Origin of the sequence: Massilia eurypsychrophila (genome assembly GCF_002760655.1) — a bacterium.
Taxonomy (GTDB): Bacteria; Pseudomonadota; Gammaproteobacteria; order Burkholderiales; family Burkholderiaceae_D; genus JAFCUW01.
On record NZ_PDOC01000002.1, the window covers coordinates 305,087 to 318,075 of the forward strand.

The 12,989-nt window shown below is 66.2% G+C and carries 15 protein-coding genes; 11 read left to right on the forward strand and 4 right to left on the reverse strand.

Annotated elements, in window-relative coordinates:
* Nucleotides 1-25 precede the first annotated feature (25 nt).
* Genes thiL through CR105_RS04280 form a run of 6 tightly spaced genes read left to right on the forward strand, consistent with a single transcriptional unit; the run spans nucleotide 26 to nucleotide 4,659 of the window.
* Nucleotides 26-994 (forward strand): thiamine-phosphate kinase, encoded by a 969-nt coding sequence (gene thiL / locus CR105_RS04255; protein ID WP_099787193.1) that lies wholly within the window; start codon nucleotides 26-28, stop codon nucleotides 992-994.
* Nucleotides 995-1,007: 13 nt separating this feature from the next.
* Nucleotides 1,008-1,490, forward strand: coding sequence for a CinA family protein (locus tag CR105_RS04260; RefSeq protein WP_099787442.1), 483 nt, complete (start codon nucleotides 1,008-1,010; stop codon nucleotides 1,488-1,490).
* A complete protein-coding gene (locus tag CR105_RS04265; protein WP_229413620.1) occupies nucleotides 1,474-2,370 on the forward strand; it encodes a metallophosphoesterase family protein in 897 nt (298 codons plus the stop codon). The genes CR105_RS04260 and CR105_RS04265 overlap by 17 nt, the downstream gene beginning before the upstream one ends.
* 28 nt (nucleotides 2,371-2,398) lie before the next feature.
* Nucleotides 2,399-3,127 (forward strand): P-loop NTPase family protein, encoded by a 729-nt coding sequence (locus CR105_RS04270; RefSeq protein WP_099787194.1) that lies wholly within the window; start codon nucleotides 2,399-2,401, stop codon nucleotides 3,125-3,127.
* 6 nt (nucleotides 3,128-3,133) lie between these two features.
* Nucleotides 3,134-3,619, forward strand: a complete 486-nt coding sequence (gene traM, locus CR105_RS04275; protein ID WP_099787195.1) for a conjugal transfer transcriptional regulator TraM — start codon at nucleotides 3,134-3,136, stop codon at nucleotides 3,617-3,619.
* Between the two features lie 23 nt (nucleotides 3,620-3,642).
* Nucleotides 3,643-4,659 (forward strand): cation diffusion facilitator family transporter, encoded by a 1,017-nt coding sequence (locus CR105_RS04280; protein ID WP_099787196.1) that lies wholly within the window; start codon nucleotides 3,643-3,645, stop codon nucleotides 4,657-4,659.
* On the opposite strand, the gene cysK is transcribed toward CR105_RS04280, so the two are convergent.
* The 3 genes from cysK to tcdA all read right to left on the reverse strand — a co-directional run bounded on the left by cysK (nucleotide 4,656) and on the right by tcdA (nucleotide 7,019).
* The gene (gene cysK / locus CR105_RS04285; RefSeq protein WP_099787197.1) at nucleotides 4,656-5,588 is read right to left on the reverse strand and encodes a cysteine synthase A; all 933 of its coding nucleotides are present in this window, start codon (nucleotides 5,586-5,588) and stop codon (nucleotides 4,656-4,658) included. The two genes, CR105_RS04280 and cysK, sit on opposite strands and share 4 nt — an antisense overlap.
* A 31-nt stretch (nucleotides 5,589-5,619) precedes the next feature.
* Nucleotides 5,620-6,084: an FKBP-type peptidyl-prolyl cis-trans isomerase gene (locus CR105_RS04290; RefSeq protein ID WP_099787444.1), complete on the reverse strand. Its 465-nt coding sequence runs from the start codon at nucleotides 6,082-6,084 to the stop codon at nucleotides 5,620-5,622.
* A 110-nt stretch (nucleotides 6,085-6,194) separates the two neighbouring features.
* Entirely contained in the window at nucleotides 6,195-7,019 is an 825-nt protein-coding gene (gene tcdA, locus CR105_RS04295) for a tRNA cyclic N6-threonylcarbamoyladenosine(37) synthase TcdA (protein ID WP_099787198.1), read from the reverse strand.
* A gap of 77 nt (nucleotides 7,020-7,096) precedes the next feature.
* Here tcdA and pdxH point away from each other — a divergent pair, with 77 nt between their 5' ends.
* Nucleotides 7,097-8,293 carry a pyridoxamine 5'-phosphate oxidase gene (pdxH, locus tag CR105_RS04300; protein WP_099787199.1) on the forward strand — a complete coding sequence of 399 codons (1,197 nt, stop codon included), beginning with the start codon at nucleotides 7,097-7,099 and terminating at the stop codon, nucleotides 8,291-8,293.
* Between the two features lie 67 nt (nucleotides 8,294-8,360).
* Nucleotides 8,361-9,617: a class I SAM-dependent methyltransferase gene (locus CR105_RS04305; RefSeq protein WP_099787200.1), complete on the forward strand. Its 1,257-nt coding sequence runs from the start codon at nucleotides 8,361-8,363 to the stop codon at nucleotides 9,615-9,617.
* On the opposite strand, the gene msrA is transcribed toward CR105_RS04305, so the two are convergent.
* Entirely contained in the window at nucleotides 9,586-10,119 is a 534-nt protein-coding gene (gene msrA / locus CR105_RS04310) for a peptide-methionine (S)-S-oxide reductase MsrA (protein WP_099787201.1), read from the reverse strand. The genes CR105_RS04305 and msrA overlap by 32 nt on opposite strands.
* A gap of 132 nt (nucleotides 10,120-10,251) precedes the next feature.
* Between msrA and CR105_RS04315 the strand changes: the two genes are divergently transcribed.
* From CR105_RS04315 to CR105_RS04325, 3 genes are all read left to right on the forward strand, one after another.
* Complete coding sequence (locus tag CR105_RS04315; protein ID WP_099787202.1) at nucleotides 10,252-10,761, forward strand: flavin reductase family protein; 510 nt, start codon at nucleotides 10,252-10,254, stop codon at nucleotides 10,759-10,761.
* Nucleotides 10,762-10,789: 28 nt separating this feature from the next.
* On the forward strand, nucleotides 10,790-11,986 hold the full coding sequence (locus CR105_RS04320) for an acyl-CoA dehydrogenase (protein WP_099787203.1): 1,197 nt from the start codon (nucleotides 10,790-10,792) through the stop codon (nucleotides 11,984-11,986).
* 135 nt (nucleotides 11,987-12,121) lie between these two features.
* Nucleotides 12,122-12,958 (forward strand): SDR family NAD(P)-dependent oxidoreductase, encoded by an 837-nt coding sequence (locus CR105_RS04325; protein ID WP_099787204.1) that lies wholly within the window; start codon nucleotides 12,122-12,124, stop codon nucleotides 12,956-12,958.
* Nucleotides 12,959-12,989: the final 31 nt, after the last annotated feature.

Consider the following 12,989-nt stretch of genomic DNA (forward strand, 5'->3'; position numbering starts at 1 on the left):
TTCGCGGTGCAAGGTACAATTGCCCATGCTCTCCGAATTTGACCTGATCAAGCAGTACTTCGCGCGCGCGCGGCCATCGCGCGCCACCCTCGGCATCGGCGACGACTGCGCACTGCTCACGCCCGGCGTCGGCGCCCAGATGGCAATTTCGTCCGACATGCTGGTCGAGGGCCGCCACTTTTTCGCCGGCGCCGACGCGTGCATGCTGGGCCACAAATGCCTGGCGGTGAACCTGTCGGACCTGGCGGCAATGGGCGCCAGGCCGGTGGCCTTCACGCTGGCGCTGGCGCTGCCTGAAGCCAACCCTGCCTGGTTGGAAGGTTTTTCGCGCGGGCTGTTCGCGCTGGCCGACGCCTTCGACTGCGAACTGATCGGCGGCGACACCACCAAGGGCCCGCTGACCATCTGCATCACCATCTTCGGCGAACTGATGCCCGGGCAGGCCTTGCGGCGCGACGCCGCCAAAGTGGGCGACGATGTCTGGATCTCCGGCACGCTGGGCGACGCCCGGCTGGCGCTGGCCGGCTACCGCGGCGAATGCGCGCTCGATCCCGCCAGCTTGCAGCTTGCCAGCGCGCGCATGCACGCGCCGACGCCGCGTGTGGCGCTCGGCCGCGCGCTGGCCAGCGGCGCGCTGGCGCACGCCGCGCTCGACATCTCGGACGGGCTGGTGGGCGACCTCGGACACATCCTGGCCGCATCGAATGTCGGCGCCACGCTCGACGCCGATGCGCTGCCGGCCGGCCCGGTGCTGGCGGGCCAGGACCGGGCGCTGCGGCGCCGCTTCAGCGCCGCCGGCGGCGACGACTACGAACTGTGCTTCACGGCGGCGCCCGAACAGCGCGCCGCCATCGCGGCCGCGGCGGCCCGATGCGGCACCGCCGTCACCCGCGTCGGCATCATCGACGCTGGCCGCGGCCTGCGCTTCGTCGATGCCGCCGGCGCACCACTGAACCTGCAACTGGCCGGTTTCGACCATTTCGCCAGCGACTAGAAAAGGACACGCCGTGACGAACGACATCATCGATCTTGCCGCGCGCGTCGGCCGGGCCCTGCAGGCGAAGCAGCTGACGCTGTGCACGGCCGAATCGTGCACCGGCGGCGGCGTGGCGCAGGCCATCACCGAAGTGGCCGGCTCCAGCGCCTGGTTCGACCGCGGCTTCGTTACCTACTCGAACGCGGCGAAGGAGCAGATGCTGGGTGTGGCGCCGGCGCTGCTGGAGCAACATGGCGCCGTCAGCGAGGAAGTGGCGGCGGCGATGGCCAGCGGCGCACTGGCCAACAGCGGCGTGCAGGTGGCGCTGTCGACCACCGGCATTGCCGGCCCCGGCGGCGCGGTGCCCGGCAAGCCGGTCGGCACCGTCTGTTTCGGCTGGGCCATCGGCAACAACGTGCACACCGAACGCCTGGTGTTTGGCGGCGACCGCGGCGCGGTGCGCGCGCAGACCGTCGTGCATTCGCTGCAGCGTCTGCTTGAGTTGCTTGAATAAGGTGCGCGTCCTCGCCCGCTTCGCCGCGGCCTGGCTGCTGCTGCCGGCCGCCGTTGCGGCAGAGCCGGCGTCTAGCGTCACCGTCTACGCCGCCGGCGACATCGCCCGTTGCGCCGAGGGCGACCCGGCGCGCTCGGGCGCGGCCGCCACCGCCGACCTGATCGTCAGCGGCCTGATCGCCGATCCGAAGGCGGCCGTGCTGATGCTGGGCGACGCCACCTACCCGGTCGGCGCGCCGGCCGAATTTACCGACTGCTACGCGCCAACCTGGGGCCGCTTCAAGAGCCGCACCTGGCCCACGCCCGGCAACCACGAGTACGCCACCAAGGGCGCGGCCGGCTATTTCGGCTACTTCGGCGCTGCCGCCGGGCCAGGCTACTACAGTTTTCAGCTCGGCCACTGGCGCGTGTATTCACTCAACAGCAACCTCGGCAAGACCGAACACGCGGCCCAGCTGGCGTGGTTGCGCGGCGAGCTGGCGCGTCGGCCGACACGCTGCACCCTCGCGTACTGGCACCACCCGCTGTATAGTTCCGGGATGCATGGCAGTTTTGCGCGCATGAAGGACGCCTGGCAGGTGCTGTATCAGGCCGGCGCCGAGCTGGTGCTGGGCGGCCACGACCACACCTACGAACGCTTCGCGTCACAGGACGCCGATGGCCGGCGCAAAGACGCAAGCGGCATCCGCCAGTTCGTGGTCGGTACCGGCGGCGCGTTTGCCACGCCGCTGAAGTGGCCGCTCCCCAACAGCCAGGCGAGCGACGCCAACCGTTACGGCGTGCTGAAGCTGGTGCTGGGCGCCGACAGCTACGCGTGGGAATTTCTCGACGCGGCGGCGGATGGTCCGCGGCTCGACCGCGGCACGGCGCGCTGCCACTGAAGCAAACAGACTACTCATTGGAGCATTGATGCAAAACACGGTTCACTTCATCCTGCAGGGCAAGGGCGGCATCGGCAAGACGCTGGTGTCGACAATCCTCGCGCAGTGGCTTGCCGGCCAGGACGAGCTGCCGCTGCGCTGCTACGACACCGACCAGGAAAACGCCACCTTCTCGCGCTACAAGGCGATGAACGTGAAGCACGTGCCGGTGATGACCGATACCCGCAACATCGACCCGAAGCGCTTCGACGCGCTGATGATCGACTTGTTAGAGACTGACGGCAACTGCGTCGTCGACAACGGCGCCAACACCTTTTCGCCGCTGATGGGCTACCTGCTGGAGAACGACTGCTTCGCGATGCTGCAGGAATCGGGCCGCAAGGTCTACATCCACACCATCGTCGGCGGCGGCGACACCCTGCACGACACGGCGATGGGCTTCGTGTCGACCGCGAAGTCGACCAACGTGCCGCTGGTGCTGTGGGAGAACGAGCACTTCGGCCTGCTGCAGTCGGCCAGCGGCAAGATCTTCACCGAGTCGCACACCTATGAAGACAATGCCGCGCGCGTCGTCGGGCGCGTGGTGCTGTCGCAGCGCAATGCCGATACCTTCGGCGCCGACATCAAGAAGATGAACATCGCCCGCATGACGGTCGAGGAAGTGCGCGCCAGCGACAAGTTCAACGTGATGGAAAAGCAGCGCATCAAGGTCGTGTTCCGCGACCTGTTCGAGCAGCTCGACAAGGTCACCTGGTAAGCGGCCATGGACCAGCAAAAACTGCGCACCCTGGTGTTTGAAAAGACCGGCGTCAAGATCGATGTCGACGACCCGGTGTTCGCGCTGGTGGCGCTCAACGAGGCGGTGCTGGCCGAAGCGGTCGAGCGTCACGTCGCGCTGCTCGACGACGCCACCGCCGAACTGGCCGGGCGGCTGCGCGACAGCGGCATCAGCGTATCATCGGCATCATCGGCATCACTATCAACACCGGCGGCGGCGGCTGCCGCGCCCGTCACCGCCGAAAAGCGCACGATCGCGATCGCCGGCGCCGCGGCCTTGCTGGGCGCCGTGCTGGTGCTGCTGGGCCAGGCGCTCTTGTTCCGGCCGGCGCCGGCGCCGATCGTGCAGACGAAGGAACTGAGCGACGAGCAAGCAAGCGCGCTGCGCAACGGCGAAAAGCTGGCCAGGATCGTCCAGAAGCTCGACGCCAAGACGCGCGACAAGATCCAGGCCGAACTGCAAAAGCCCTGAACACTGAACGGAACAAAGCACGCATGAGCAACAACCACGATCACGACCACGATCACGATCACGATCATCATGACCACGGCCAGGCCACCAAGAGCGCGCCGAAGCATGATCACGATCACGACCACGGCCATGGCGGCCACGGCCACCACCACCAGATCGATCCGGACGGCAACCAGCGTGCATTCGCGCTGGCCATCAGCCTGAACATCGTGTTCGTCGCCGTCGAATTCAGCTACGGCTTCATCGCCAATTCGACCGCGCTGATGGCTGACGCCGGCCACAACCTGTCCGACGTGCTCGGCCTGGCGCTGGCGTGGGGCGCGGCGATCCTGGCCAAGCGCGCGCCGAACCGCAACTTCACCTACGGCCTGCGCAGCTCGTCGATCCTGGCCGCGCTCGGCAACTCGCTGCTGTTGATGCTGGCGTGCGGCGCGATCGGCTGGGAAGCAGTGCAGCGCTTCAGCGCGCCGGCGCCGGTGGCCGGCTGGACGGTGACGATCGTCGCGCTGGTCGGGGTGGTGATCAATGGTGTCTCGGCCTGGCTGTTCATGGCCGGCAGCAAGCACGACCTGAACATTCGCGCCGCCTACCAGCACATGGCGGCCGATGCCGCCATCTCGCTCGGCGTGGCGGTGGCCGGCGTGGCCATCATGTACAGCGGCTGGAGCTGGATCGATCCGGCCGTCAGTATCGCCATCGTCGTGCTGATCGCGTTGTCGACCTGGTCGCTGCTGCGCGAATCGCTGCGCATGGTGCTGGCCGGCGTGCCGGCCAATGTCGATCCGCACAAGGTGAGGGAATTTTTGCAGCAGCAGCCGGGCGTGTCGGAAACGCACGACCTGCACATCTGGGCGATGAGCACCACCGAAACGGCGCTAACGGCGCACCTGGTCATGCCCGACGGCTATCCGGGTGACCAGCACATCGACGACATCGTCGCCCACCTGAAAGCAGAGTTCAAGATTCATCACTGCACCTTGCAGATCGAACAGGGAACCACCACCCACGGCTGTTCCCTGCACGGCCAGGCGGCGCACTAGCCAGCCAGATTGGCGAACAGTGCCGTGCTGAGGTAGCGCTCGCCGAACGACGGGATGATCGTGACGATCAGCTTGCCGGCATTTTCCGGCCGGCGCGCCACTTCGATTGCCGCCCACAAGGCCGCGCCGGAGGAAATTCCCACCAGCAAGCCCTCGTCGCGCGCCGCCGCCCGCGCGGTGGCGAAGGCGTCGTCGTTCTTGACGGTGACGATCTCGTCGTAGATTTTCGTGTTGAGCACGTCGGGCACGAAGCCGGCGCCGATGCCCTGGATCGGGTGCGGGCCCTTGGTGCCTTTGCTGAGGATCGGCGACGCTTCCGGCTCCACGCCGATGACCTGGAAGCCAGGTTTGCGCGCCTTGAACACTTCGCCCACGCCGGTGATGGTGCCGCCGGTGCCGATGCCGGCCACCAGGATGTCGGCGGCGCCATCGGTGTCGCGCCAGATTTCCTCGGCGGTCGTGCGGCGGTGCACTTCCGGGTTGGCCGGATTGTTAAATTGCTGCGGCATCAACCAGCCCGGGTTGGCCTGCACCAGTTCCTCGGCCTTGCGGATGGCGCCGAGCATGCCTTCGGAGCCGGGCGTGAGCACCAGCTCGGCGCCGTAGGCGCGCAGCAAGGTGCGCCGCTCGGTGCTCATGGTATCGGGCATGACCAGCATGCATTTGTAGCCGCGCGCGGCGCACACCATCGCCAGCGCGATGCCGGTGTTGCCGCTGGTGGGCTCGACGATGACGGTATCGGGACCGATCCGTCCGGCGGCCTCGGCCGCTTCGACCATCGCCAGGCCGATGCGGTCCTTGACGCTGTGCGCCGGATTGTAAAATTCGAGCTTGGCGACGATCTCGGCGCCGGCGCCCTGAGCCAGGCGCCGGATCCGTACCAACGGGGTGTTGCCGATCAACTCAGTGACATCGTTTGCAATTCTCATGCTGTGCCTCCCGCTGGTTTAGTTGTCGAGCTTACTTAACGTCGAGCAGTTCCACATCGAAAATCAAATCGGAATCGGCCGGAATCGAACCGCCGCCGGCGCCCTTCTTGCCGTACGCCAGTTCGCTCGGGATGATCAGGGTGCGCTTGCCGCCCACCTTCATGCCGGCCACGCCCTGGTCCCAGCCCTTGATGACGCGTCCTGCGCCGAGCTGGAACACCAGCGGGTCGCCGCGGTCGAGCGAGGAATCGAACTTGCGGCCGCGCTGCTTCGGCGCCAGCGGCTTGTAGAACCAGCCGGTGTAGTGGACCACCACGTTGGCGCCGGCGGACGCTTCCTTGCCGGTGCCGACGACGTTGTCGATCTTGACCAGCGGATTGGCTTCCGCTGCGGGCGCGGCGGCGGCACTGGTAGCGGCGCCAGCCTGGCCGGCGGCGTGCGACATCGAAGCTGCGGCTGCGCACAGCATGGCGAGGATGAGGGAACGACGAATCATGGTGGTTTCTTTCTTCATTAAGGGAAGGTCAAACTGGGTAATTCTGCAACCTTATCATAGCAAGGGCGCAGTCGGCTGCCCAGCCCCACTCTCGACGGCGATGTCACAGGTTATTCGGCGAGCTTGGTCAGCAGGTGCGCCGCGGCCACCATGCCGAAGCTGGCGGTCACCACCACGCTCGAGCCGAAGCCGGCGCAGTTGATGCCGGTCACGCCGCGCTGGTCGGCGTCGAGCGAGCAATTGGCCTCGTCGGCCGGAAAGCGCAGCGGCTCCATCGAGAACACGGCGTCGACGTTGAACTTGTTTTTCTCGCCGCGCGGAAAGCCATGGTTGGTGCGCATCAGCTTGCGCACTTTCTTGAGCAAGGGCTCCTGCTCGGTCTTCGACAAGTCGCGCACCGCGATCCTGGTCGGATCGGTCTGGCCGCCGGCGCCGCCGATGGTGATCACCGGCATGTCGTGGGCGCGGCACCAGGCCAGCAGCGCAGCCTTCGACTTGGCGCTGTCGATGGCGTCGACCACGTAGTCGTAATGGCCGGCGCCGATCATCTGCTCGATATTGTCGGGCGTGATGAAGTCTTCCACCAAGGTCACCTTGCAGTACGGATTGATCTGGGCGATGCGTTCGGCCAGCGCGTCGATCTTGGCCTGGCCGACGGTGCCCGACAGCGCCTGGATCTGGCGGTTGATGTTCGATTCGGCCACGTTGTCGAGGTCGATCAGGGTCAGCGCGCCGATCGCGCTGCGCGCCAGCGCCTCGACGATCCACGAGCCGACGCCGCCAACACCGATCACGCAGACGTGCGCCGCCTGAAAGCGTTCCAGCGCAGGCTGGCCATACAGCCGCGCGATGCCGCCGAAACGGCGCGCGAAATCGATGTCGTGCGCGACTTGTCCGGCCACGTCCGGGACTACAGAATTGTTGAGGGATTTCATCCGTGCATTTTAACGGACGTTGCCGCGTGGACTGCTCTAAAATGTTCCTTAGTCAACGAAAAAACCATGAAAGACCCATGACCATGAACCCCCTGCCAGACACCGCGCCCGGATTCGACCAGCCGGTCGCCGTTCTCAAACACTGCCACGACCGCATCCGCAAGCAACTGGCGACCTTGCAAAAGCTGCTCGATCACTTGCCGCGGCACGGCGCCGACGAGCAGGCGCGCGACGCCGCCCGCGCCGTGATGAAGTATTTCGACCAGGCCGCGCCGCTGCACCACGCCGACGAGGAGGAAAACCTGGTGCCGATGCTGCAGGCGGTGGCGCAGGGCGAGGACGCGGCAACGCTGGCGGTGCTGGTGCCGAGCATCCTGCAGGATCACGACGCCATGGATGCGATGTGGCAAACCTTGCATGAGGAGCTGGCCCTGATCGCCGCCGGCAGCGCCGCGACCTTGTCGGCGCCGGTGGTGCTGGCCTTTGCCGAGCGCTACCTCGGCCACATGGAGCGCGAAGAAGTCCATATCGCGCCGATGGCCAAGCGGCTGTTCAGCGCCGCGCAGATGGCGCAACTGGGCGCGGCGATGCAGGCACGGCGCGGGATTGCGGCGGCGCCGGCCGCGGAAGCGTCGGGCGAGGCGGTGTCCGCGCTGCGCAAGGATTATGGCCAGGCAACCCTGAACGAGGCCGATGTCGCGGCCGACCCGATCGACCAGTTCACCGCCTGGTTCGACCAGGCGCTGGCGGCCGAAGTGCACGAACCGAACGCGATGAGCGTGTCGACCGTCGGCGCCGGCGGCCAGCCGAGCTCGCGCATCGTGCTGATCAAGCAGTTCGACCGCCGCGGCTTTACCTGGTACACCAACTACGACAGCCAGAAGGGCCAGGAACTGGCCGCCAATCCACACGCCGCAATACTCTTCTTTTGGAGCGAACTTGAACGCCAGATTCGCATCCAAGGAAGAGTAGAACGCACTTCAGCGGAAGAAAGCGACAAGTATTTCCACAGCCGGCCATTGAAAAGCCGGCTGGCGGCGATCGCATCGGTGCAAAGCGCGCCGATCGACAACCGCGCGGCGCTGGAAGAGAACTACGAAGCGGTGGCGCGCCAATACGGCGAGGCGCCACCGCGGCCTGACAACTGGGGCGGCTTCCGACTGGTGCCGGAGCGAATCGAATTCTGGCAGGGCCGGCGTTCGCGTTTTCATGACCGCATTGTGTACACGCTGCAGCCGGATGGCAGCTGGGCGCGGCAACGACTGCAGCCGTAGACGGCAGTCGCAGCGCGCCGGCCGTCCGGCGCGCCGACCATCTGGCGCCGGGAGTGGGAGGTGAAGCATGTTCAACCAGATTCGACTGAGCCACTGGAACGAAGCCATGCGCAGCCAGCTCGCGCTGCCCTTGCGCATCGTACTGTGGAATGGCCAGCAGCTCGACTTTTCGCAGGAAGTGCCGCGCGTGACGATCCGGGTACCGTCGCCGTCGGCGCTGCGCTACCTGCTGTCGCCGTCGCTGTATAACCTTGGCAGCGCCTACGTCGAGGGGGCGATCGAAGTGAGCGGGCGCGCCAACGACATGATTGCCGTGGTCAACGCGCTGGCGCGCGCCGGCATGCACCGCCAGCGCGGCCTTGCCGCCCGCATCATCAGGCTGCTCGGCAGCCGCCACACGCGCAAGCAGGATGCCGAGGCCATCCAGTACCACTACGACGTGTCGAACGACTTCTACCGCGCCTGGCTCGATCCGTCGATGGTGTATTCGTGCGCCTACTTCGAAACCGGCGCCGAAGACCTGGCCACGGCGCAGCGTAAAAAAATCGACCACATCCTCGCCAAGATCGACCTGCGGCCCGGCCAGACGCTGCTCGACATCGGCTGCGGCTGGGGCGCGCTCGTCATCCGCGCCGCCGAGCGCTTCGGCGCCCGCTGCGTCGGCGTCACGCTGTCCGAAAACCAGGCGCTGCTGGCGCGCGAGCGGGTCGAGCGCGCCGGCCTGTCGCACCTGGTGGAAATCCGCCTGCAGGATTACCGCGACGTGGCCGGCCACTTCGACCGCATCACCAGCGTCGGCATGTTCGAGCATGTCGGCGTGGCCCAGCTGCCGGCGTATTTCAGGCGCATCAACGAGTTGCTGGCGCCAAACGGCGTGGCGATGAACCACGGCCTGACCAGCACCGACGTGCAGCACCGCGGCACGCCCTACGGCGGCGGCCGCTTCATCCACCGCTACGTGTTCCCGCACGGCGAGCTGGCGCACCTGGGCACGGTGATCCGTTGCATGCAGGAAGGCGGGCTGGAGGTGCGCGACGTCGAAAACCTGCGCCGCCACTACGCGCGCACCTGCGCCATCTGGACCGAAAATTTCGAGGCCAACGCCGAGCGCATCCGCCAGCTGACCGATCCGAAGCGCTTCCGCATCTGGCACGTCTACCTGGCCGGCTGCACCTATGCGTTCGAGCACGACTGGATCAGCGTGTACCAGGTCGTGTGCGGCAAGGCCGGTCTGGATCCGGCGACAATTCCGTGGTCGCGCCGCTACATGTACGCCGCGCCGGCGGGCCGGCTCACTTCAGCCGATTTGCAAACGTCTTCCTGAATTTGCTCACTTTGGGCGCCACCACGAAGGCGCAGTAACCCTGCAGCGGATGCTGGCGAAAGTAATCCTGGTGATACGCTTCGGCCTTGTACCAGGTCGTCGCCGGCGTGACTTCAGTGACGATCGGCGCGTCCCAGACGTTGGCCATTGCGGCCACCACCTGGCGTGCCACCGCCTCCTGCTGCGGCGACGTAAAGAAAATGGCCGAGCGGTACTGGGTGCCGACGTCGTTGCCCTGGCGGTTCAAGGTGGTCGGATCGTGGATGGTAAAGAACACTTCGAGGATGTCGCGGTAGCTGATCTGCGCCGGGTCGAATTCGAGCCGCACCACTTCGGCGTGGCCGGTGCTGCCGGCGCAGACCTGCTCGTAGGTCGGATCGGCCTGGTGCCCGCCCATGTAGCCCGATTCGACGCCGGTGACGCCGCGCACCTCGAGATACACCGCCTCCAGGCACCAGAAACACCCGCCGCCGAGAATTGCCACTTCCGCTTGGTTCGTCATCTCACACCCCAGGTATAAGCTGTTTCACAAGGTTAACTGTAACGCAAAGCGCGCAGCCGCGCAGCCTGCGCTTGCGCGAATAACATCTCGGCCGGCAAATTTGGCATAATGGCTTAAATACACAGGGCACCAATGAACACAAGCTCCCCCCGCGATGGCTCGCGCGAAGTCGATCCGGTCCAGTTCCGCCTGGCGCTGTCGCAATTTGCGACTGGCGTCACCGTCATCACGACGCGGCTGGCCGACGGCAGCTTCCGCGGCCTGACCGCCAGTTCCTTCAATTCAGTGTCGCTCAAGCCGCCGCTGGTGTTGTGGAGCCTGGGCGAAGGCGCCAACAGCATGCCGGTTTTCAGCGGCAACTCGCACTACGTCATCAACGTGCTCGCCGCCGGCCAGGCCGAGCTGGCCGAGCGCTTTTCGCGGCGCAGCGCCAACCCGTTCGCAGATACCGACTACGAGCTCTCGCGCACCGGCCAGCCGATCCTGAAAGGGGTCGCCGCGTGGTTCGAGTGCCACAACCGCAGCCGCTACCCGGAAGGCGACCATGTCATCTTCGTCGGCGAAGTCGAAGAGTGCGCCGTGCATCCGCAGCCGGCGCTGATTTTCCACCACGGCCGTTTCGGCAGCACGCAAGAGTGCTAGCCGGCCGGCCATCCAGACCAGGACTCCCATGAACCGACCAGAAGCAATCCCCAAAGCCCAGTTCCATTGGGATGACCCGCTGTTGCTGAACAACCAGCTCAGCGACGACGAGCGGATGGTACGCGACGCCGCCCACGCGTACAGCCAGGACAAGCTGCGCCCGCGCGTGCTCGAGGCGTTTCGCCACGAACGGATGGACACCTCGATCTTCCGCGAGATGGGCGAACTGGGCCTGCTGGGGCCGACGATCCCGACCGAATACGGCGGCTCCGGCCTCAACTACGTCAGCTACGGCCTGATCGCGCGCGAAGTCGAGCGGGTCGACTCCGGCTACCGCTCGATGATGAGCGTGCAGTCCTCGCTGGTGATGGTGCCGATCTTCGAATTCGGCACCGAAGCGCAGCGCCAGAAATACCTGCCCAAGCTGGCCTCCGGCGAATGGATCGGCTGCTTCGGCCTGACCGAACCGAACCACGGCTCCGATCCCGGCTCGATGATCACCCGCGCCAAGAAAGTCGACGGCGGCTACGCGCTGACCGGCGCCAAGATGTGGATCACCAATTCGCCGGTGGCCGACGTGTTTGTCGTGTGGGCCAAGGACGACGAAGGCGCGATCCGCGGCTTCGTGCTGGAAAAAGGCATGGCCGGCCTGTCGGCGCCGGCAATCCACGGCAAGTTCGGCCTGCGCGCCTCCGTCACCGGCGAGATCGTGATGGACAACGTGTTCTGCCCGGAAGAAAACGCCTTTCCCGACGTGCGCGGCCTGAAGGGTCCTTTCACCTGCCTCAATTCGGCCCGTTACGGCATTGCCTGGGGCGCGCTCGGCGCGGCGGAAGACTGCTGGCACATTGCGCGCCAGTATACGATGGACCGCCACCAGTTCGGCCGGCCGCTGGCGGCCAACCAGCTGGTGCAGAAAAAGCTGGCCGACATGCAGACCGAAATCACGCTCGGCCTGCAGGGCTGCCTGCAGCTGGGCCGCATGAAGGACGCCGGCACCGCCGCCGTCGAGATCACATCGATGATGAAGCGCAACTCGTGCGGCAAGTCGCTCGACATTGCCCGCGTCGCGCGCGACATGTTGGGCGGCAACGGCATCTCCGACGAATTCGGCGTGATCCGCCACATGGTCAACCTCGAGGTGGTCAACACCTACGAAGGCACGCACGACATCCATGCGCTGATCCTCGGGCGCGCGCAGACCGGCATCCAGGCGTTTTGCTGATGCCCGCATGGCAGGCGCCTGCAGGCGTGCAGCAATAAGCCAGAAGCCTGGAGTTTCAGGCAAGCCGCAGCGACGGCGCACTTTTACCATGCTCTCCACCTGTTCACACCTTCGAACAACTTGATGGAGATGACAATGAGTAAAGTCTGGTTTATTACCGGTGCCGCCCGAGGCATCGGCGCCCGCGTCGCACAAGCGGCGATCGATGCCGGCGAGCGCGTGGTCGCCACCGGCCGCGACATGGCGCAGCTGCGCAATACCTTCGGCAACGCCGATGCCGAACGTATCGCCCTGGTCCATCTCGACGTGGCCGATGCCGGCAGCGCCGTCGACGCGGTCAAGCGTGCGCTCGAGCGCTTCGGCCGGATCGATGTCCTCGTCAACAACGCCGCCTACGGCTTGCTCGGCAATTTCGAAGAGCTGGCGCCAGCACAGATCGAGCAGCAGTTTGCCGTCAATGTGTATGGCGTCATGCATGTCATGCGCGCCGTGCTGCCGACCATGCGGGCGCAGCGCGCGGGCCACATCATCAACATTTCCTCGATCGCGGGCGTCACCGGATTCGACGGCGCCTCGGTCTACTGCGCGTCCAAATATGCGATCGAAGGACTGTCGGCCTCGCTGTCGCTAGAGCTCGACAAATTCGGCATCCAGGTCAGCGTCGTCGAGCCGGGCTTTTTCCGCACCGATTTTCTCGACGCCTCGTCGGTTCGCTATGGCGCCGCGTCGATCGACGCGTATGCCGCTCACGGCAAAGTGGAAGACGCCTACGGCGCTTACCACGGCAAGCAGCTGGGCGATCCGGTCAAGCTTGGACGCGCAATCGTCCAGCTCGCATCGCTGCCGGCGCCGCCGCGCCAGCTGCTGGCCGGCAGCGACGCGCTGGCCATGGCGACCGCCACCGTCGACGCGCGGCGCGCCACGATGCTGGCCGATGCGGCGCTGTCGGCCTCGACCGACCACGTCGATTGATCGGCAGCGGCCCGCCCGTGTATGCTGCGTC